A 19,568-nucleotide genomic window follows, 5' to 3' on the forward strand; every position below is an offset into this window, starting at 1 on the left:
CCGCTCTCGTGATCCTGGTTCTCGCGGTCGTCGTGTATCGCAGGGAACACCGCCGGCCGGGCCCACGGACGACGTCCGACGGTGACCCGGTCGATCGCGACCTGATCGGTGGTGACCGCGAGACGGCTGGTGCCCGACGTGGGTGACCGGGTCGGATTCCTGGGCCTCGGCCGCATGGGCTCGGCGATGGCCGCGAACCTGCTGCGGCGGACGCCGCTGGTCGTGTGGAACCGAACGCGCTCGGCCTGCGACCTCCTCGGCGCTGCCGGGGCCGCGGTCGCGCCGGCGGCCGCCGATGCCTTCGCCGACGCCGAGGTCGTCTTCGTCATGCTGTCCGACGAGGACGCGGTCGAGTCGGTGCTCGGATCGGTGGGCGCAGACCGGTTCCGGGACCGCATCGTCGTGCTGATGAGCACCGTCTCACCGGCGTTCTCCGAACGGCTCGCGAGCCGGATCGTCGAATGCGGCGGCGCGTATGTCGAGGCACCGGTGTCCGGTTCGCGGCAGCCCGCGCTCGACGGCACGTTGCTGTCCATGACCGCCGGTGACGAGGAGACCCTGGATCGGGTCGAGCCGCTGATCCGCTCGATGAGTTCGGCCGTGGTCCGTTGCGGACCCGTCCCGTCGGCGCTCACGACCAAGCTCGCGGTCAACGCCGTTCTCATCCCGCTCGTGACCGCACTCGCCGAGGCCTTCCACTTCGCCGAGGAGAACGGCGTCGACCCCGGCGTCCTCCGGCAGGTGCTCGACGCCGGGCCCATGTCCTCGGTGGTGTCTCGTGCCAAGACGGCCAAACTCGTCGACGCCGACTGGACTCCGCACGCCGCGATCTTCGACGTCCTCAAGAACAGCACGCTCGTACAAGAACACGCGCACCGCAACGGGATCGTGAGTCCACTTATCGACGTGTGCACCGAGTTGTATGCGGAGGCGACGGCTCTCGGCCGAGCAGAGCAGGACATGGCCGCGGTGATCCACTCCCTCCGGCATCGCACGTGGGGCCGGGTCTGACGCAGGCGGCAACGAATGACACGATCACGAGGCCGATCGGAGGTGCGACCATGACCGAACCGGTGGCAGGGACCTGTCGAACCCGGTGCGCGACCACGGGGACGCCGGTGATGCGCTCCACCGTGCCGGCCGTGCGGTCGCCGAGGCGCTCGGGCTCTCCGCCGAGGACCTCGTCGCGCTGCGGCGGGCGCGGGAAATGCCCACGTGGACTTCGAATCTGCGTGTCGCGGAACTGGCCTACGACAGCGCGGCGCTCGCCTCGCTCGGGGTGGCGCTGATCGGTGTGCAGCGGGGGGTCATCGAGAGGGGAGACCTGACGGTCTCGCCGGAGGCGCCCAGGGTGCAGGCGTCGTTCGGCAGCGAGAAGGTCTTCCGCCTCGACGGTGAGCCGCCCGCGGTCTGGGGGTCCCTGTCCGGGTTCTGGCGGGTCCGTGACGGTTGGGTCCGCACGCACGCCAACTATCCGCACCACGCGGAGCGACTCGCGCGGCTCCTCGGGATCTCACCGCAGGCCGGGCGGCCGACGGTGGAAGCGGCGATGTCCGAGTGGACGCGGTTCGACCTCGAAGACCTCGCCGCGGCGGCCGGGGCGCTGGTCTTCGCGGTCCGCGACCCCGACGAGTGGCGGCAGCATCCCCAGGCGCAAATCGGCGACGCCCCGATCGTGCGCTTCGGGTCCTCCGGTGACGCGGCCCCGCGCCCGTGGCGGGACGGCGGGGCGGCGCCCCTGGCCGGCATTCGGGTGCTCGACCTGACGCGGGTGATCGCCGGCCCGGTGGCCACCCGGGATCTCGCCGTCGCCGGTGCCGACGTGTTGCGCATCGACTCGCCGCGGCTCCCCGAGGCGCCGTGGCAGCACCTCGACACCGGTCACGAGAAGCGCAGCGCGTTGATCGATCTCGATGATCCCTCTGACCGGATGCGGTTCGAGGAGCTGATGTCCACCGCCGACGTCGTCGTGCACGGATATCGTCCGACGGCCCTGGCGAGGTATGGACTCGACCCGCAGTCGTTGCAGGAGCGCTTTCCCGGGATCGTCGTCGCGGAGTTGTCGGCGTGGGGCACGGACGGGCCGTGGGGCGATCGCCGCGGCTTCGACAGCCTCGTCCAGGCCGCGAGCGGCATCGCCGTCCTCGAGTCCGGGGACGGCGCGACGCCGGGTGCGCTCCCCGCGCAGGCGCTGGACCACGCGACGGGGCATTTCCTCGCCGCGGCGATCAGCACGGCCATCCGCGCCCAGCGGACTGTCGGGGGTTCGTTCGACATCGCCATGAGTCTGGCGCGGACCGCACACGAACTGCTCGCGGCCGGGCCCGCCGATAACCATGGCGCGCACAACGGTCCGGCGTCCCTGCCCACCACGTCGGTACCGGTCCGCCCGGGTGCCGGCGTCTCCGCGGCGACGGTCACCTGCGCTCCGCCGATCCTCGACTTTCCCGGGGCGCCGATGGCATATCCGTCGTCGCTGCATCCGTGGGGCAGCGACGAACCGGTCTGGCGGTAGCGGTACCGGCGCTCAGTCGACCAACGGCACCGGGACGTCGGCACCGCCCTCCTCGGTGAGCCGGGCGCCCATCCGGGTGAACGTCGGCGTCGGGATGAATCCGCCGGCCAGGAGGGCCTCGCCCTGACGGAACTCGGGGGACTGGGCGAGCATGTGCTCGTTGACGAACCCGAAGGTGTCGGCGAGTTCGGCGAGGTCACGTGGGGCGTTCATCCGCATCAGGCACAGGTTGTCGCACTGCGACAGCACGTTCGGGTGGATCTTGGTCGGGCGCTGCGTCGACAACAGCAGCCAGAGACCGAACTTGCGTCCCTCCGCGGCGATCTGGATGACGCGGTCGATCAGCGCCTGCTCGACGGCGTTGGCGGCGACGGGCGGGCAGATGTTGTGCGCCTCGTCGATCACGATGAGGATGGGACGGCGCTCGTCGCGGCGGGCCCACAGATGCTCGAGGACGCTGAGTGCGGCCACCTTCGGCTCGTCCGGATGGGCGAATCCGCCGAGGTCCATCACGGTCGCCGCGGGTCGCTCGTCGACGATGTCGGTGGCTGCGACGTCGCCGCGCGCCCACAGATCCCATTCGAGGACCTGCAGGTTCTCGACGCGGGTTGCCAGCTGCCGGCGGCCCGGGTCACCCGACGCGCGGAGGAGCGCGACGAAGTTGCTCTCGTCCATGACGTCGTCCTGGGCGGTGTCGCCCCGGGCGGCGAGATCCTGAGCTGCCGAGGCATGAAGAAGGACGTTGTATTCCTCGGCGTCGCTGATCGGGTCGAGTTGCAACACAGCGGCTTTCGCGGTGAGCGGCAGATCGATGAAGCGCGTGCGCAGCTGTGGTTGCTCGGGACGCGTGGAGTGCAGCACGCGGATGTCCGCGGAACGGATCGCCTCGGTGGTCTCGGCGTCGGCGGTGTCCCTGGCCTCCGGTAGCCGGGTGAAGTCGGCGTTGGGGTCGAGGATCAGCAGCGGCAGGCGGGTGTTGAGCAGGAGCTGCTCGAGCACGACGCCGAGAGCGTAGGTCTTGCCCGACCCGCTCTGGCCACACCAGAAGGTGTGGCGGTTGAACTTCTCGGCGGCGAGGAGGACGTCGGTCGTCGCGTCGTCGCGCTGGCTTCCCACTTTGAGCTGGACCACGCGCTGTACTCTACGGGGACTCTCCCCGAGCCACCCGTTCTCCGGCCGCCCCGGCTCAGATTCGCGGACGGTGTCGCGGAATCGGGAACCGGGACGGTGCCGGTGCAGCCGAGTGGCCGGGGCTTCCGGTGTCGTCGGCGACGCCGAGTCGGGCCAGCAGGCGGTCGATCGCGCTGCAGTCCTGGAGGAGTCGCCGGCGCCCGGCGCCCTCGGCGGCCTCCCGCAGCATGCTCTCGCCGTCCGGAGTCCGCTCCGCGGCGAGGATCGTCGACCAGACCGCCGTGTCGGTGGCGGTGAAGGCCTCCACTGCGTCTCGCAGGGCGTGCACGAGGATCTCCCGATCGCGCGAGTCCAACCGGTCGTACACCAGGACGATCATCTCGGCCGAGACCGAGGCGTGGGCGCGCTCGTCGCGGCGATGCAGCGCGATGGTCGCCCTGTGGACCGGTTGGATCGTCGGGTCTTCTGCGACCAGCGTCAGGTAGTCGGCGATGGAGGTCTCCGCGACCGTCGCGTACGCCAGGCTCGTCAGTGCCGCGCTCCGAGGTGAGGCCGCCCGGGCGAGCGCCTCTCGATGCCTGCGCGCGGTGAACGACTTCGGCAATGTCGCGTCGGGTAGTTCCCAGCCCCGACGCCGGCGGGTCAGCGTGGACGCGTTGAGGTGCATCAGGGTGTAGTACTCCTCGTCGACCATCGACTGCACCACCGCCTCCCGGTCCGCGTCGGACAAGCCGGTGCCGAACGCGTCCCGGAACAGCAGCCCGAAAGCCGTTGTCACCACGTCCTGTTCGATGTCGATGACGTTCTTGTTGTAGGCGATCCACGCCCAGGCCCGCACACGGGTGCGGCGCTCGTCGTCGAGCCGCTCCCATAGCGGGTGTCCGGCGAACGGGAGCATCGCCTCGGGGAAGTCCGTGAGGCCCTCGTCGTACAGCTCGTTCATGGTGGGCGCGTCGAGTTCGGGTTCGCGCCGGCGAACGGTGGCTCGCCTCGGCCAGCTGCGGACCAGCCCGCGAATCACCGCGGTCTCGACCGGGTTCGACGGGTCGTGCTGCGGCAGGTGCGCGGTCACGACGCCAACCCCTCGAACAAGTGCGCGCAGAGGCGCGCCTGGTCCTCGGCATGGTCGCCCAGCGACAGGCCCGCATGGTCGAGCAGATCGGCGAACCCCGCGACACCGGGCTCCCCGCGTGATGCCGCCGACACGCGGGAGATCGCCCGCGACAGCGCTTCTCGTGCCGCTCGGGCATAGGGGTTCGACACCTGCACGTCCCGGTACACCTCGGGCGTGCCGCCGCTGACGCGGGCAAGAAGTGCCGACATCGTCGTGAACACCGGTGTCGCCAGGGCCGCCGCGCCGTCGGGGTCGATCCCGAGGTCGGCGAGAGCGCACCCGAACGACAGGATCGTCGCGTGGGTGAGTGCCTGCACCGCGGCACACGATCGGTCGTGGTGATCCGCGGACACGATCTGCACCCGGGCGCCCCAGCGTCGGAGATCATCGAGCAGGAGATCCGCAGCCCGGCCGCTCCGGTGGACCACCGCCGCGACCGTCCGTCCCGGCGGGCGCAGGGACGGGGCGAACATCGGGTTGATGCCGACGATCGGGCCGTCCCAAGCGAGTTCGTCGCCGAGATGGGCAACGCAGTCCGCGAACCGGGTCTTCACCGACAGCGTCTCCACGAGCAGCGCGGTCGGATTCATCAGTGGCGGCAGTGACTCCACCACGGTCAGGGCGACGTCCTCCGGCACGGCGAGAACACGCAGAGCGTCGAGATCCCGTTCGGCGAGGTCGATCTCACCTGATCCGGGCCCATGGTTGTGCATTGATCCGTTCACGGCACGACCTCTCGTATCAACCGAGAAAACGGTCCGCCAACGTGAACCGCCGAGATTCGGCGCCCGGCCCCGACTGGCACTGCGCCGCGGTCCGCGCATGCGGACCGTTCCCCGACTCGGTCCATGGTCGCACCGAGACGGCGTGCGCGGGGGCATTGACGTCACCGGCAGATCACTATTCGTCAACGACCGTGACACTGTGCGGATCATTCCCCGTGCGGGACAAGAAGATTGCGGTCATTTCCGACGAAGGCCGCGAGACGCGTGAACTCCGCAACCCGAACGAGGGGTCTGGGCGGAGCGATCGACTTCAGAGCCTCTCGACCTCGACGAAGACGATGGTCTCGGTGCCGCGGTTCTCGATGCGGTGTTCGACTCCCGCGTTGCGCGTGTAACTCTCGCCGATACGCAGGTGCGCGGCGATCTCCGTGCCGTCGGGTCCGACGGCATACATCGTGTCGTCGACGAGCGGCACGACGACGTAGTCGTGTTCATGACGGTGCATCGGGATGGTTCCGCCCGGTTCGACGGTCCACCGGGTCACCCGGAAACGCCCGTCGTCCTGTTGCACCTCGCCGTGCGAACCCGCGGTCATCTCGCCCTCCATCGTCGCAGTGAGGCGACCGATCCGAAGCCGGTCGCCTCACTGCGACATTACGGCGACGGGAGGGACGGCAGGCCAGCGCCGATCGCCCGTGTCGGCGAGCCAGGCACGGATTTGGCGCAGGCCGTCGACGGTGCTCTGCAGGCCGAGCGCTTGGCTGTGCTTGGCGTCGAGAACCAGGATGCGGTCGTCCCGCACCGCGGGGAGTTGCCGGACGGCGGGGTTGGCCAGTATCGGGGCGAACGACTCCCGGCCGAGTCCGAGCATGTCCACGAGCAGGATCGCGTCGGGCCGTGCGCGGACGACCTGCTCCGGGTCGGCGAAGCCGGTGCGTGACAGTCCGGCGTCGTCGGCGGCGTTGCGTCCACCGGCCCGCGCGACGAGGTCCTGGGTGAACCCCTTGCCCGCGTTGACCATCGGTCGCCCGGCCTGATTGCTCAGGATGAGAACTGACCTGGAAGGCGTGGGGACCGGCCGGATCGCCGTCATGCCGTCGCGGATCGACGACGCGAGCTCGGTGGCCTGTTGCGACGATCCGATGGCCTCGCCGATCGTGGTGATGTCGGTGAGCATCTCCTCGACGCCCTGCCAGGTGTTCGGCAGGGTGACCATCCGGACAGCGGAGTCGGCGAGCAGCGCCGACGTGTCGGTCTCGCCCTCGTGTCGCGGTGTGACGATGGCGATATCGGGGTCCGCGGCGAGGATTCGCTCGGGGTCGGCGGGTCCGTGCGCGGCGATGGTCGACCCGACTGCGCGCATCACCTCGGGGTGATTGGTCAGCGAGGGGTGCGTCTGGGTGTCGGGGATGAGCACGAGGCGCTCGCCGGCGCCGAGCGCAGCGACGGTCTCGGCCACGTCGGGACTGAGTGCGGCGATCCGTTGCGGCGCCGCCTGATCGCCCGCTGTTCCTGCGGTGTGGGTTCCCGAGGTCTCGCCGCCGCACGCGGTGAGCGTCGCGGCGACCGCGACCGCGGCGGCGAGGAACCGAACGGGATTGGCTGTCTTCATCGTCGACCTTTCTGAAGGGTGCCCGGTGTCGCCCGGGTCACAATCGTTGCGGGGAGGAGGGGTTTGTCGCCGGCCCGGCGATCGAGGACTGCGGCGGCGTGCGGGAAGGCGGTCACACGCAGGCTGCCCGTCACCGGGTCGTGGTCGGTCCGGACCCGGACGCCGTAGACCTGCTCGATGCGCTCCGGGGTGAGGACCTGCACCGGGGTTCCGACTGCGGCGACCCGGCCGGTCTCCATGAGGATCAGCCGATCGCAGAAGCGGGCTGCCAGACCGAGGTCGTGGATGCTGAGGATCGTCGCCGTGGCCGGGCCGGCCGCGGCGTGGGATCGGGCCAGGGCGAGAACCTCGGTCTGGTGTGCCAGGTCGAGAGCGGACGCCGGCTCGTCCATCACCAGGACGGGCGCGGATTGGGCCAGGGCGCGTGCGATGTGGACGAGTTGGCATTCGCCACCCGACAGGGCGGTGCCGGGCCGCTCGGCCAGGTGGGCGCAGCCGGCCTGGCGCAGCGCGGAGTCGACGATCCGGTCGGCACGCTCCGACGTCTCGTTCACGCGAGCTCCGAGCCCGACGATCTCCCGGACGGTGAGTCCGAAGCCGAGTCGGGCCTGCTGGGGCACGAAGGCGACGTGCCGGGCGCGCACATGGGGGCGTGCTCCCGCCAGCTCGACGTCCCGACACCGGATCGAACCGCGCGTGACCGTGCGCCCGGCGGCGATCGCCGACAACAGCGTCGACTTCCCGGAGCCGTTGGGGCCGACGATGCCGACGACACTGCCGGGCTCGACGTCGAAACAGATCGCGTCGAGGACGCGGCGCGGAGTGCGTCCCCGCGATCGGCGGACGACGCGGACGTCCCGGACCGACAGGACGGCGCTCATGCGGCGTCTGCCTGGTGACTGCCGGAGCGGAGCACCAGCCATGCGAACACCGGGGAGCCCACGAGTGCCGCGACCGTGCCGGTCTGCAGAACCACGGGATCGAACAACATCCGCGCGGCGAGGTCGGTGAGGATCAGGAAGATCGCCCCGCTGAGCATCGACGCGGGCAACAGGATGCGGTGTCGGGTGCCGAGCACCAGACGCACCGCGTGGGGCACCACGAGTCCGACGAACGCGATCACGCCGGTCACGGCTACGGCGGCGCCGGTCACCAGCGCTCCGGCGAGCAGGAGCACCAGCTGTTCGCGACGCACGTCGACCCCCATGCTGGTCGCGGTCGGCTCGCCGAGCAGGAGGGCGTCGAGCACCCGGTGCCGGGAGACGAGGACCGCGGCGCCGAGCAGGATCGGCGGCAGGCTCAGCCACACGTCGGTCCACGTCCGCGAGGTGAGATCGCCGTTCACCCAGAACATCACCGACCGCACCGCGGAGTCGGTCGGGGCGTTGGCGACCAGCGCCGCCGTCACCGCCGAGCAGAACGAGCCGACGGTGATGCCGACGAGCACGAAGGCCACGGGGGACGCGTCGGCGCGCATCCGGGCCACGAGCAACAGGGACAGTGCTGCGACGGCGGCGCCGGCGAAAGCGCCGAGGGGCACCGAGGCGCTGCCGAGAACCGTTGTGCCCGAGACCAGCACGACCACCGCGCCGACGGCGGCCCCCGACGCGACACCGGTGATGCCGGGGTCGGCGAGCGGATTCCGGAAGACGGCCTGCATCACCGCACCCACACCCGCGAGTGCGGCGCCGACGACCCCGGCCACCACGACCCTGGGGGCGCGGACGTCCCGCACGAGCGGCGAGTCCGGCGAGTCCGCGTCGACGAGTGCGTGCAGGACCTCCCACCAACCGAGCGTGACGGGGCCGATGGAGACGCCGGCGATCATCACGGCGACGAGCAACACGCCCGTCGCGGCCATCGGCCACCACGCAAATCGCCTGGGGCGCACCGACGACGAGGTCGAGACCCGGGTCTCGACGAGGGGTTCTGGGGGTGCCACAGCGGTCATGCCTTTCGTGCGTATACTCCGAATCCACCCAAACGATAACAGTAATCATTTTCAATAAGGGAGTCGCGATGGGTTTCCCGATCGACCGGAGGGTTCGACGTCTCACCGTGGTGAGCGTCGGACTCGCCTGGTGGAGCGTCGTCATGACCTGCGTCATCTACTTCGCGCTCGGCGAACTGATCGTCGACCCGGGGTCGGGGAACCGGTGGGGAGTCCTGGCAGCGGCGAGCAGCGCGCTCGTCGTCGCGGTCGCATCGATCCCGCTCGTCGACGACCGGGCCGCTCGCCTCGTCGAGGTCGCGGTCCGCCGCGCACTCTTGCGGCGCATCTACGGCGCCGACACCCTCGTCGCGCGTTCGGAGTTGCCGGCCGCCGGGCGCCTGGTGTCCGCCGCGACCGACGGAGCCGACAAGATCGCCGCTCTGCGTGGGGGTTTCGTGGCGACGATCATCGGCGCGGTCACCACCCCGCTCGTCGTTCTCGTGGTGATCGGATTGACGATCGGCTGGCGGGTCGCCGGACTGTTGTTCGTTCTCCTGCTGCTCGCACCGCCGGTCGTCGGCGGCCTCCAGCGCCTGTTCCAGCGGTCATCGGATCGTCACCGCGAACGATCGCGGCGGCTCGCCGCAGAGTTCCTCGACGCCTTGCGCGGTCTGCGCACGGTGTCGCTGTACGGGCGGGTCGACGACCACGCGGCACATCTCGCCGCAGCGAGCGAGTCCCAGCGTCGCAGCGTGATGCGTCTGCTGCTGGGCAATCAGGCGATCCTCTTCGTCACCGATGTCGTCGTCTACGGAGGGCTGGTCGGAGCCGCAACGGCCACGGCGGTCCACCTGGGTTCCACAGGGCAGCTCGACGCGCCCCGGGCAGTCGCACTCGTCCTGCTCGCGGTCCTGCTGACCAAGCCCCTCGACCACATCGGCCAGTTCTTCTACATCGGCATGACCGGCGTCGCCGCCGAGAAGGAGGTCGCGGGATTGTTGCCGGCCGAGCCCGCGCAGAAGTCGGCGCCCGAGGGTGCGTCCGCGCGGTCGGGCGCGGTGTCGTGCGGTGTCATCGACGTCGACTTCGCCTATCCCGACCGCGAACCGACGCTGATCGACTTCACCCTGCAGGTCGGTGCCGGCGAGATCGTGGCGCTGACCGGGCCGTCGGGTGCGGGCAAATCGACGGTGCTCGCCATGCTCGCCGGGGACCTCGTGCCCGATCGGGGACGCGTCGAGTTCGGCGGTGCGCCGGCTCATGGCCGCGCACACGTGGCGATCGTTCACCAGCAGACACACCTGTTCGCCGGCACCATTGCCGACAACCTCCGGCTGGCCCGTCCGGACGCATCCGAGGCCGAGTTGTGGACGGCGTTGCGCGGGGCGCGGCTCGCCGACGAGATCGCCGCACTGCCCCGACGTCTCGACACCGAGGTGGGGGAGTTCGGAACGGCCCTGTCCGGCGGTCAGGCCCAACGACTGTCGCTGGCCCGTGCGCTGCTGCGCGATGCGCCGGTGCTGATCCTCGACGAGGCGACCAGCCACGTCGACCCACGCTCGGAGGAACTCATCGCGGAGACGATCGCCTCGCTGGCGGGGCGGAAGACCGTCGTTCTCGCGACGCACTCGCCGCGCCTGGCCGCACTTGCCCACCGCGCCGTCGACATCGGCAGTACGAGCCGACACCCGACCGAGTCCGTGATCGACGACGTCGAGATGAACCGTGAAACCGAGACGATCAGGAGAGTACGGCGATGACCGAGCACACACTAACGGACGGGCGGGCATCGCAGACCCGCTGGCTGCTGTCCTTCGGCCGACCTGTGCTGTGGCCCTTGCTGATCTCCATCGCGTGCCGGGTCGCGGAACTGGCTGCCGGGGCGGCATTGCTGGGATACGCCGCCCACGCGGCGGTGTCGGCGGTGACCACGGGTTCGGGGTCGGCGGTCTCGGTCCTGCTGGTCGTTCTCACCCTCGCCGCGATCAGGGGAGTGTTCCACTACCTCGAGCATTACACCGGGCACTGGGTCGCTTTCCGGGTCCTCGCGATGATGCGGGTGTTCTTCTACCGCCGGCTGGCGGCGCTCGCGCCCGCGATCACCTACCGGCACCGCACCGGTGATCTGTTGGGTCGGGTAACCCGGGACATCGACCGACTCGAGGTGTTCTTCGCGCACACGGTGGTTCCGGCGATCGCCGCTGTGGTGATGCCGTCGGGAGTCCTGCTGTGGCTCATCGTGATCGGCTACCCCGGCGTCGCGCTTGCTGTCGGTGTGTCCGTCGTGGTGCTCGGGGCCGGTGTTCCGTTCGTCGGGCGAAGGCGGGTGGGACGCAACGAGGCGGCGATCGTCGCGCACCTCGGAACGGTGTCGGCGCACCTGGCGGATTCGATCGCGGGTCTCCGCGAGATCAGTGCCTTCGGCGCTGCCCCGGAACGGATGCGGACACTCGACCGCGTCGAGCGCGACCTGGCCGTCCGTCGTCGGGTGGTCGCGAGGTGGTCGGCGGCCCGGGTCGCGCTGACCAGGGCGTGTCAGGTGGGTGCTCTCGCCGCCGTGGTGGTGACCGCGCACGCCGGTGGCGCCGATGCGGCGACGATCGCGGCGATGGTGGCCGTCATGTTCGCGACCTTCCCCGCTCTCGAGGCAGTGGACGCGTTCGCCGCGCTCCTCGGCAGTACGACGTCGTCACTGCGTCGGATACGAGAGATCGCCGATGGGACATCGGACACTCCGGGCCCGTCGACGGCCGATGCCTGGCACCCGCCGGAATCTGCCCCCGAGATCCGTTTCGACGGTGTGGCATTCGCGCATCCGGGTCGACCCGGTCGCCGCGTTCTCGACCGCGTGGACCTGACGCTGCCCGCGGGCGGGTTCGTCGGCGTCGTCGGTCCCACGGGCAGCGGGAAGTCCACGCTCGGCGCGCTCGCCGCCCGGATCTGGGATCCCGTTGTGGGCCGGGTGCTCTGGGACGGGCACGATCTGCGACACATCCCGGTCGACGTTCTCCGTGACCGCGTCACCGTCGTCGACCAGGACCCCTACCTGCTGCCGACGTCGATCGCCGCCAACCTCCGACTCGGCGCCCCGGAGGCGACCGACGAGCGCCTGTGGGAAGCCCTGCACGCCGTCGATCTCGACACCTTCGTCCGCGCGATGCCGGACGGCCTGGACACGGCGATCTCCGACCGGACCCTGTCGGGCGGTCAACGGCAACGCCTGGCCCTGGCCCGGGCGATCCTCCATGACGGCGCCGTCATCGTCGTCGACGAGGGGACCGGTCAGCTCGACGCCGCCACCGAGGCCCGGGTGGTCGCTCGGTTACGCCGCGAATGGGCAGGGCGCACGGTCCTGTGGATCACCCACCGCGAGTCGACACTCGACCGGTGTGACATGGTCTGTCGCGTGCGGGACGGGCAGGTGATCGTGGAGGAGTCCACCGCGAGCGCGTGCTGAGCGGCGCAGCTCATCTGCGGCCGTGCCGCACGTACCCGTACATCGCGGCGCGGTAGCCGCGCGTGTAGCTGGGCTCGTCGTCGTCCGGGTCCGGAGGACTGTCGAGGACCTTGGTCGCCAGCCGCATGCGCCAGGGGAGCGGAAGCGCGCAGAGTTCGGCCTCGGCGTCCTCGAAACCCTTCTGGAACAGGTCGGCGTCGAGATGTGCGTCGAGTTCCGCGTCGTAGATGGGGAACGACGTGGGCAGTCGGGTGACGACGCCGTAGGGCGTCACGATGTCGAGATCGGGGAGGTCTTCGCCGTGGTCCTTCACCGCACGGACCGCCTTTCGGCGAGGGTCCGGTAGAGCGTGGCGCGACTGACCCCCAGGGCCTCGGCGATGCGCGAGACCGACTCGCCGGCCGCGCGCATCTGCTCGGCCCGCAGAACCTGGTCGTCGTCGAGCACTCGCGGGCGGCCGATGTTCGACGCGGGCCGCGAGTGCGTACCTGTCCGCGACCGTGTGTGCGTCGGGCGGGCGGTGGTGTCGTCGTCGAGTTCGGCCAGCGATGCGAGGACCCCGACGATCATGGCGCCTGCCGGATCGTCGGTGTCGATGCCCTCCCGCAACGAGCGCAGGCCGATACGGCGAGACGCGAGTTCGCGTGCAACCGCCATGACCTCCCGTACATTCCGGCCGAGCCTGTCCATCCCGACGACCACCGTGGTGTCGCCCGGACGAGCGTAGTCGAGGAGTGCGGTCATCCCCGGACGGCGGTCCGCCGTACGTGCCCGGTCGGCCGCATCGGTGTAGATCCGTCCGGGATCGACCCCGGCCTCGGTGAGGGCATCGATCTGTGGTCCGAGGGGATGAGCCCCCGGTGTCTCCCGCGCGTATCCGAGGGCCATCCTCGGTGCGCCACCTGTCGCGTCTGCTGTCACGATCGGAACACTATCTCAAAACTCTCGTAATGGTTCCGAGACGCGCCGATAGAGTTCGAGACTCGGTTGGTTTGTCGTGTTTGGCCGCAAGGCGAATCACGTCTGGTGTCTCAAAATAGGGTCTCGTTATGTTTTGCGACGCGCGGTGAATTTCGAGACTCTGCGGCAGCTCGGGGCCGTGTGTCCCGGTTGCGTGGGTGATGGGGTCTATGCGCTGGCTCGGGTCGCCTGCCGGGCGGGGGGCGATCGGCTTGGGCCGACTGTGGCGGGGTTCGTCGGACCGGTATGCGTCTGGGTGTGTGTCACCGCCCGGCCTTGCTGTGGTGGTTGCTCGGCGGCGGGGTGCGCTCCGGGCGTCATGAGCATGGTGTTGTCGAGCGAAGTCTTTCCGGTGTGGATGGGATCTCCAGGTGCCGCAATGGCTTTCGAGCTCACGCGCCTTGTGGGAAAGTTGTGCGAAGTCGGAGTGTGATGTATCGGGTCTTCGGTGACAGTTCTGTGTCAGGACTTCGGTGACAGCTGGTATGTCAGGACTTCGGTGACGGTCTGGTCCTCGTGGGGCGTGGGCCGCGGGGTTGTCGGTTGCCGACGTAGCGAACTCCGGAAGCGGGTCGAGGGTGTTCGACTACGACCTCTCCATCGGTGTTCGCGATGACGATCGCGCTGTCGTCGGCGACGACGAGGACCTGGTCGAAGGCGTGGTCCACATCGACCGTGTAGGTGACTGAGTCCACGCTGATGGTGCCGGAAGTGCTGACAGTCCTGACCAGGACGCCCTCGGGTAGATCGGCGGTTGGGCGCGGCGCGGGCGGGCGTGATGTAGGCCGATTGAACAGTGATCCACCGGCTATCGGGTGTGGCGCATGGGCTTTCGGTGTGGCTTGCCACGCGGCCAGTGGCGTGACGCGCCCTGGCAGGCCCTGGTGAGGCCGTTGGGTGTTGTAGATGTGATCGAACGCATCAACCTGGGCCTGCAGCTCGGCCAGGGTGTCAGCCAATGGCTGCTTGTCCAGATACCGGAACAACGTCTGATGGAATCGCTCGTTCTTTCCCTGCGTGGTCGGCTTGTGGGGCTTGCCGGTGATCGTTTCCACCCGGAGCACGCGGACGTGCTCGACGAGCTGACCGAGACGGCCGCGCCGCGAGGGGTTGAGCGCGGGCCCATTGTCGGTGAGGAGTCGTTGAGGTACTCCGTGGGCGGTCACTGCCTTGTCGAACACGACGATCGCAGCCTCAGCCGTTTCGCCCGCGGCCACATGTGAGCCCACGGCGTAGCGAGAGTGATCGTCGATGAGCTGCAGGATGACGCACCTGCGTCCACCGGTCAGGACGTACTCGGTGCCATCGAGTTGCCAGCACGCATTCGGCGCCGGGTAGACGAACCTCCGCCACGCCGAGCGGGGCTTCTTCTTTGGCTCACGGCGAGCGACACCGGCTTCGCGGAAGATCCGGGCCAGCGAGGCCGTTGAGGGCACCTGAGTCAACCCCATCGACTGCATCTTGTCGTGCACGCTGATCGGCCCGTGATCCAGACCTGAGGCTTCCAGAGCGGCGCGCACGGCCACCGCCTGCGCTTTGACCTCGTCATTGAGCGCTGACGGGCTCGACTTCGGGCGGCGGGTGCGGGGTTCCAGGACCGCCGACGGCCCATCCGCTCGTGCTCGTTTACGCAACTCGTAGAACGACTTCCGCGAAATCCCGTGTTCGCGCAGAATATCGAGACCGCTCCGCGGGTGCATCATCAGGCCACTGCGAGATCGCCAGCCGCACGACAGGATCGATAGGTTCGTTAACTACCACCGCCTGAGCGTCGAGCGCTTGCAGTGTGAACCGAAGGCCAGGGTGCCGGCTTGGCTGGAGCCCATCGGGCGTGTCGTGCCCGCTAAACGGAAGCGACGCCTTGTCGCGTGCATCGACGTATGTCAATATTGACGAGTGTCAAATAAGAATCTTCTGCTGCCACCGGGCCGCGGCCTCAGTGGTGACCAGACCAGGGCTGTCACCCCACTGTTGAAGGCGCTTGCGGACCCGGTTCGGTTGCGGTTGTTGTCGGAGGTTGCCGCGCATCCGGGAGGCGAAGCCTGCGTGTGCGACATTTCCGGACCCTTCGAGCTGTCGCAGCCGACGATCTCACATCACCTGAAGGTGCTGCGCGAAGCGGGCTTGGTGACCAGTGAGCGCCGCGCGACGTGGGTGTACTACCGGGTGAACGTTGAAGCGCTGCAGCAACTGTCGGACCTGCTGGACGATCTCGCCACGGTCGTGGGGGAAACACGCTCGTGTGAGGTGGGCCAGTGACCGCCCCCGACACCGCGGTCGCGGGCAAGCTGTCGATGCTGGACCGATTCCTGCCGGTGTGGATCGGCGCCGCGATGGTCGCCGGCCTGCTGCTGGGCCGCAACGTTCCCGGCCTGGGAGACGCCCTGGCGGCCGTGGAGATCGACGGCATCTCGCTGCCGATCGCTCTCGGACTGCTGATCATGATGTATCCGGTGCTGGCGAAGGTGCGCTACGACCGACTCGACTCGGTCACCGGCGATCGTCGCCTGCTGCTGGGATCGCTGCTGCTGAACTGGATCGTCGGACCCGCGTTGATGTTCGCGCTGGCCTGGCTTTTGCTCCCCGACCTACCGGAGTACCGGACCGGGCTGATCATCGTCGGTCTGGCGCGCTGTATCGCGATGGTCATCATCTGGAACGACCTGGCGTGCGGCGACCGTGAAGCCGCTGCCGTCCTCGTCGCACTGAACTCGGTGTTCCAGGTGATCATGTTCGCCGTGCTGGGCTGGTTCTACCTCTCGGTGCTACCCGGATGGCTCGGCCTGGAACAGACGACCATCGACACCTCGCCGTGGCAGATCGCGAAGTCGGTGCTGATCTTCCTTGGAATCCCGCTGGTTGCCGGCTATCTCACCCGCCGTATCGGTGAACGGGCCAGAGGCCGCGAATGGTACGAGTCCTCGTTCCTCCCGCGATTGGGGCCGTGGGCCCTCTACGGTCTGCTGTTCACCATCGTCATCCTGTTCGCCTTGCAGGGGGAGCAGATCACCTCTCACCCGTGGGACGTCGTGCGGATCGCGCTGCCGCTGCTGATCTACTTCGCGGTGATGTGGGGTGGCGGATTCGTCCTCGGCGCCGTGATGGGGCTGGGTTACGCACGGACCACCACGCTGGCGTTCACCGCTGCCGGCAACAACTTCGAGCTCGCCATCGCCGTTGCGATCGCGACCTATGGTGCGACCTCCGGTCAGGCTCTTGCCGGAGTCATCGGCCCACTCATCGAGGTGCCCGTCCTCGTCGCGCTGGTCTATGTGTCTCTGGCGTTGCGGAAACGCTTCACCAGTCCGACGACCGCCTCCAGCCCAGATGTGTCGAAGGAGCCTGTTCGCGATGTCTGAGAATGTGTTGGACGAACAGCTGAGTCGCGGCGAACACCGCGCCCAACCCGAGCTGCTGATGCCGCATACCGTGCTCGCCCGTACCGCAGCTGACTTGGCCGCCAAGTACGAGGGGGTGGTGTCTCGACAGACGGTGGAACGCTGTGTTTTCGAGTCCTACACCGCGTTACGGCGCACCTCCCGGGTGCATGCGCATCTGACGACCTTGGCGGGCCGGTTCGCTGCCGATCGGTTACGCGCCCTAGCGCAGGCTGAGGGGGCGGTACCCAAGGATGTGCCCGAAGTCCTGTTCATCTGCGTGCAGAACGCCGGCCGCTCGCAGATGGCTGCCGGATTGATGACCCACCACGCCACAGGTCGGGTACATGTGCGCTCGGCCGGATTGGTGCCGGCTCATTCGATCAACACGACCGTCGTCGAAGCGATGTCAGAAATTGGCGTCGACCTGGGTACCGAGTACCCCAAACCACTCACCGACGATGTGGTCGCCGCCGCTGACGTGGTGGTGTCGATGGGCTGCGGCGACGCGTGCCCGATCTATCCCGGCAAGCGGTATCTCGATTGGACGGTCTCCGATCCGGAAGGCCGTTCACTTGGCGAGGTTCGCGCGATCCGCGATGACCTTGACGCCCGGGTTCGTGAGCTCCTTGCCGAGCTCATGGCCAACCATGTGTGACTTTCCGAGCATTCCTCCACAGCTGAAAGGGACTGTGTCTCATGTCTTCCTCTCGACCTAGCGTGCTGTTCGTGTGCGTCCACAATGCCGGCCGCTCACAGATGGCTGCGGGGTTCCTCACCGCGCTCAGCCAGGGCAGTGTCGAGGTCCGCTCCGCCGGATCTGCGCCCGCCGACTCGATCAATCCAGCCGCGGTCGAGGCGATGGCTGAAGTCGGTATCGACATCTCGGCACAGTCACCGAAGGTCCTCACCCCCGACACCGTCGAATCCTCCGATGTGGTGATCACCATGGGCTGTGGCGATGCATGCCCAGTATTCCCCGGCGTCAGCTACCGCGACTGGGCCCTCGACGACCCCGCCGGCCAAGGCATCGACGCGGTCCGCCCGATCCGCGATCAGATCCGCGCACTGGTCGCGGACCTCCTCGACGAACTGCTCCCCGCCAACCAGCAGGTCGGCCAGTGAGCACACCACCGCAGGTGCTGTTCGTGTGCGTGTCCAACCGCGGCAAATCGGTGATGGCCGAACACCTCACACCGACAGTCACCGACCGGATCACCCCGTCCTCGGCCGGCACCAGCGCGAAGATCGGCGGCCAGGTCAACGAGCTGTCCGCCCAGGCGCTCGCCGAAGTCGGCGCCACCGTGGACGGGCATCAGCCGCGGCAACTCACCGACGAACTGATGCAAACTGCAGATCTCGTCGTGGTGGTCGGCACCGCCGACGTCACCCCACCCGACGGCGTCGCCCTCGAAGTGTGGAACACCGACGAACCCTCCGAACGGGGCATCGACGGTATCGAACGGATGCGACTAATCCGCGACGACATCACCAACCGGATCCGCGCCCTCGCCGATCGCATCGCGCGGTAGGCGAGAGTGCAAGCCACGACCCCTCAGCAGCAAGCAGTGCGCACCTCAGCCGGTTCGGCGGCGCTGCCACCGCAGCACACCGAACCCTGCTCGACGTCATCGTTGGCGTTCTGCTCCAACAGTTTCGGGCTGGTCCCGAACGTGTCGGAGTCGGCGAGCACGGTGTAGACCTCCCACTTCTCGTTCGCCGGTCCAGTCACCCAGACTTTGTCCTGCGTTGCGAAACAGCAGGTGGAGTTGATCTCCTCCTGGGTGAACAGGCCCTCCCCGGACAGCCTGGCGATCTCGGCGTGCACCTTCTCGCTCGATTCGACCTCGACGCCGAGGTGGTTGATCGTGCCGCCCTGGCCGGGGTTCTCTAGCAGCACCAGTTTCAGGGGCGGCTCGACGATCGCGAAGTTGGCGTATCCCGGCTTGCGTTTGGCCGGGGTGGTGTTGAACAGCTTGGAGTAGAACTCGATCGCGGTATCGAGATCATCGACGTTGAGCGCGAGCTGCATACGGGACATGACCATCACCTTCACCTGTGAGACATATATCGAACTACTGACACATGCAGGGTGCCACCTTTTCGACATATGTCAAGTAGGGGCGTACGATCTGGTCATGCCGAAGCCCTTGCCGATGGTCGACATCAGCGCCCCGATCTGCTGCGCACCGGTATCGGCGGCCCCGCTCGATGACGACACCGCCCTAGAAATCGCTCTGCGACTCAAGGCCCTGGCCGATCCGGTCCGGATCAAACTCGTCTCAATCCTGCTCGCCGACACCGGGAACGGAATCTGCACCTGCGACCTCGCGACCGCGGTCGGCCTCACCGAGGCCACCACGAGCCACCACCTGGGGCAGCTCCGCAAGGCCGGCATGGTCGCACCTGACCGACGAGGGATGAACGTCTACTACCGCGCACGGCCAGAGTCGTTGGAAGCGCTACGCAGCGTTCTCAGCGCCACCACAGGGTGCTGCTGAACCGTCGCAGGCGCGGTCAGTTGAGCACCTGCGTCAGGCTCCCCCTCGTCGGCAACCGCGCCACGCAACGCACATAGCGTTGCGTGGCGGACACCAATGAAAGTGTCACCACCTAGACCCCTCAAACTGTCACCGATGTCTTGATGCGAAAGTGTCACCGATGTCCTGCGAGATGACATGTGCGAAGTCGGGGAGTGTGGGGTAGTATCGAACATACATTCGATCGGCGGACTGTGGGGGTGA

At 68.4% G+C, this 19,568-nt stretch carries 20 protein-coding genes and 1 pseudogene; 10 read left to right on the forward strand and 11 right to left on the reverse strand.

Going from position 1 to position 19,568, the window contains the following annotated elements; all coding sequences use genetic code 11:
• The first annotated feature begins 111 nt into the window (after positions 1-111).
• Entirely contained in the window at positions 112-1,011 is a 900-nt protein-coding gene (locus GP2_RS18205; protein ID WP_255218663.1) for an NAD(P)-dependent oxidoreductase, read from the forward strand.
• An 85-nt stretch (positions 1,012-1,096) separates the two neighbouring features.
• Positions 1,097-2,515 carry a CoA transferase gene (locus GP2_RS18210; protein ID WP_006902051.1) on the forward strand — a complete coding sequence of 473 codons (1,419 nt, stop codon included), beginning with the start codon at positions 1,097-1,099 and terminating at the stop codon, positions 2,513-2,515.
• Positions 2,516-2,527: 12 nt separating this feature from the next.
• Here GP2_RS18210 and GP2_RS18215 read toward each other — a convergent pair whose 3' ends face one another.
• The 7 genes from GP2_RS18215 to GP2_RS18245 all read right to left on the reverse strand — a co-directional run bounded on the left by GP2_RS18215 (position 2,528) and on the right by GP2_RS18245 (position 9,048).
• Positions 2,528-3,646: an ATP-binding protein gene (locus tag GP2_RS18215; RefSeq protein ID WP_006902052.1), complete on the reverse strand. Its 1,119-nt coding sequence runs from the start codon at positions 3,644-3,646 to the stop codon at positions 2,528-2,530.
• A gap of 55 nt (positions 3,647-3,701) precedes the next feature.
• Positions 3,702-4,718 carry a diiron oxygenase gene (locus tag GP2_RS18220; RefSeq protein WP_006902053.1) on the reverse strand — a complete coding sequence of 339 codons (1,017 nt, stop codon included), beginning with the start codon at positions 4,716-4,718 and terminating at the stop codon, positions 3,702-3,704.
• The gene (locus GP2_RS18225; protein ID WP_006902054.1) at positions 4,715-5,473 is read right to left on the reverse strand and encodes a prephenate dehydrogenase dimerization domain-containing protein; all 759 of its coding nucleotides are present in this window, start codon (positions 5,471-5,473) and stop codon (positions 4,715-4,717) included. The genes GP2_RS18220 and GP2_RS18225 overlap by 4 nt, the downstream gene beginning before the upstream one ends.
• Positions 5,474-5,795: 322 nt before the next feature.
• On the reverse strand, positions 5,796-6,080 hold the full coding sequence (locus GP2_RS18230) for a cupin domain-containing protein (RefSeq protein ID WP_006902056.1): 285 nt from the start codon (positions 6,078-6,080) through the stop codon (positions 5,796-5,798).
• A 48-nt stretch (positions 6,081-6,128) separates the two neighbouring features.
• Positions 6,129-7,097, reverse strand: a complete 969-nt coding sequence (locus GP2_RS18235; protein ID WP_006902057.1) for an ABC transporter substrate-binding protein — start codon at positions 7,095-7,097, stop codon at positions 6,129-6,131.
• Positions 7,094-7,978 carry an ABC transporter ATP-binding protein gene (locus tag GP2_RS18240; RefSeq protein ID WP_006902058.1) on the reverse strand — a complete coding sequence of 295 codons (885 nt, stop codon included), beginning with the start codon at positions 7,976-7,978 and terminating at the stop codon, positions 7,094-7,096. The genes GP2_RS18235 and GP2_RS18240 overlap by 4 nt, the downstream gene beginning before the upstream one ends.
• Positions 7,975-9,048: a FecCD family ABC transporter permease gene (locus GP2_RS18245; protein ID WP_255218664.1), complete on the reverse strand. Its 1,074-nt coding sequence runs from the start codon at positions 9,046-9,048 to the stop codon at positions 7,975-7,977. Before GP2_RS18245 ends, GP2_RS18240 begins: the two co-directional genes overlap by 4 nt.
• Positions 9,049-9,116: 68 nt before the next feature.
• Here GP2_RS18245 and GP2_RS18250 point away from each other — a divergent pair, with 68 nt between their 5' ends.
• Both GP2_RS18250 and cydC read left to right on the forward strand, forming a co-directional pair.
• A complete protein-coding gene (locus GP2_RS18250; protein WP_006902060.1) occupies positions 9,117-10,790 on the forward strand; it encodes an ATP-binding cassette domain-containing protein in 1,674 nt (557 codons plus the stop codon).
• The gene (cydC, locus tag GP2_RS18255; RefSeq protein ID WP_006902061.1) at positions 10,787-12,487 is read left to right on the forward strand and encodes a thiol reductant ABC exporter subunit CydC; all 1,701 of its coding nucleotides are present in this window, start codon (positions 10,787-10,789) and stop codon (positions 12,485-12,487) included. Before GP2_RS18250 ends, cydC begins: the two co-directional genes overlap by 4 nt.
• A 10-nt stretch (positions 12,488-12,497) precedes the next feature.
• Here the strand turns inward: cydC and GP2_RS18260 are convergent, their stop codons facing one another.
• From GP2_RS18260 to GP2_RS21390, 3 genes and pseudogenes are all read right to left on the reverse strand, one after another.
• Complete coding sequence (locus GP2_RS18260; protein ID WP_006902062.1) at positions 12,498-12,800, reverse strand: hypothetical protein; 303 nt, start codon at positions 12,798-12,800, stop codon at positions 12,498-12,500.
• Positions 12,797-13,375 carry a recombinase family protein gene (locus GP2_RS18265; RefSeq protein WP_006902063.1) on the reverse strand — a complete coding sequence of 193 codons (579 nt, stop codon included), beginning with the start codon at positions 13,373-13,375 and terminating at the stop codon, positions 12,797-12,799. Before GP2_RS18265 ends, GP2_RS18260 begins: the two co-directional genes overlap by 4 nt.
• A 560-nt stretch (positions 13,376-13,935) precedes the next feature.
• Positions 13,936-15,208, reverse strand: a pseudogene (locus GP2_RS21390) (integrase core domain-containing protein).
• 135 nt (positions 15,209-15,343) lie between these two features.
• Between GP2_RS21390 and GP2_RS18275 the strand changes: the two are divergent.
• From GP2_RS18275 to GP2_RS18295, 5 genes are read left to right on the forward strand one after another with little or no spacing between them, the layout of a single operon-like run.
• On the forward strand, positions 15,344-15,706 hold the full coding sequence (locus GP2_RS18275) for an ArsR/SmtB family transcription factor (protein WP_006902065.1): 363 nt from the start codon (positions 15,344-15,346) through the stop codon (positions 15,704-15,706).
• On the forward strand, positions 15,703-16,806 hold the full coding sequence (gene arsB, locus GP2_RS18280; RefSeq protein WP_006902066.1) for an ACR3 family arsenite efflux transporter: 1,104 nt from the start codon (positions 15,703-15,705) through the stop codon (positions 16,804-16,806). Before GP2_RS18275 ends, arsB begins: the two co-directional genes overlap by 4 nt.
• Positions 16,799-17,482: an arsenate reductase/protein-tyrosine-phosphatase family protein gene (locus GP2_RS18285; RefSeq protein ID WP_006902067.1), complete on the forward strand. Its 684-nt coding sequence runs from the start codon at positions 16,799-16,801 to the stop codon at positions 17,480-17,482. The genes arsB and GP2_RS18285 overlap by 8 nt, the downstream gene beginning before the upstream one ends.
• 41 nt (positions 17,483-17,523) lie before the next feature.
• Complete coding sequence (locus GP2_RS18290; protein ID WP_006902068.1) at positions 17,524-17,949, forward strand: arsenate reductase ArsC; 426 nt, start codon at positions 17,524-17,526, stop codon at positions 17,947-17,949.
• Positions 17,946-18,356 carry an arsenate-mycothiol transferase ArsC gene (locus GP2_RS18295; RefSeq protein ID WP_006902069.1) on the forward strand — a complete coding sequence of 137 codons (411 nt, stop codon included), beginning with the start codon at positions 17,946-17,948 and terminating at the stop codon, positions 18,354-18,356. The genes GP2_RS18290 and GP2_RS18295 overlap by 4 nt, the downstream gene beginning before the upstream one ends.
• A gap of 23 nt (positions 18,357-18,379) precedes the next feature.
• Here GP2_RS18295 and GP2_RS18300 read toward each other — a convergent pair whose 3' ends face one another.
• Positions 18,380-18,865 (reverse strand): ArsI/CadI family heavy metal resistance metalloenzyme, encoded by a 486-nt coding sequence (locus GP2_RS18300; protein ID WP_010844638.1) that lies wholly within the window; start codon positions 18,863-18,865, stop codon positions 18,380-18,382.
• Positions 18,866-18,962: 97 nt separating this feature from the next.
• Here GP2_RS18300 and GP2_RS18305 point away from each other — a divergent pair, with 97 nt between their 5' ends.
• Complete coding sequence (locus tag GP2_RS18305; RefSeq protein ID WP_006902070.1) at positions 18,963-19,325, forward strand: Rv2640c family ArsR-like transcriptional regulator; 363 nt, start codon at positions 18,963-18,965, stop codon at positions 19,323-19,325.
• Positions 19,326-19,568: the final 243 nt, after the last annotated feature.

The organism is Gordonia paraffinivorans NBRC 108238 (assembly GCF_000344155.1).
Taxonomy (GTDB): Bacteria; Actinomycetota; Actinomycetes; order Mycobacteriales; family Mycobacteriaceae; genus Gordonia; species Gordonia paraffinivorans.